1 pseudogene is annotated in these 287 nt (G+C 71.1%); it reads right to left on the bottom strand.

Features of this window, described 5'->3' with window-relative positions:
* Positions 1-287: pseudogene (locus tag CCN39_RS52440) on the bottom strand (EamA family transporter); the annotation flags it as partial.

Raw genomic sequence — 287 nt, 5'->3', positions numbered from 1 at the left:
CTTCAGCTGCTTCGCGACGAAGGACGCTCCCGCGTACAGCACGGCCGCGCCGAGGGCGAGGCCGATGCCGGCCAGCTGGACGGGCTTGCCGTCCTCGCCGTGGGCGGACAGGGAGATCAACGCCACGCCGCCGAACGCGACGCCGGCGCGGGCCAGGTGGCTCTTGGCCACCTTCTCGCCGAGGAACGCCGCCGCCAAGCCGACCAGGATCAGCGGCTGGGTGTGGTAGACGACCGTGCTGACCGAGATCGACGACAGCGCGTACGAGGCGAACAGCAGCACCCAGT

The sequence above is a fragment of the Amycolatopsis kentuckyensis genome (assembly GCF_002155975.1).
Taxonomy (GTDB): domain Bacteria; phylum Actinomycetota; class Actinomycetes; order Mycobacteriales; family Pseudonocardiaceae; genus Amycolatopsis; species Amycolatopsis kentuckyensis.
Note: the sequence above shows the minus strand (reverse complement) of the source record. Positions and strands in the feature narration are given on the sequence as shown.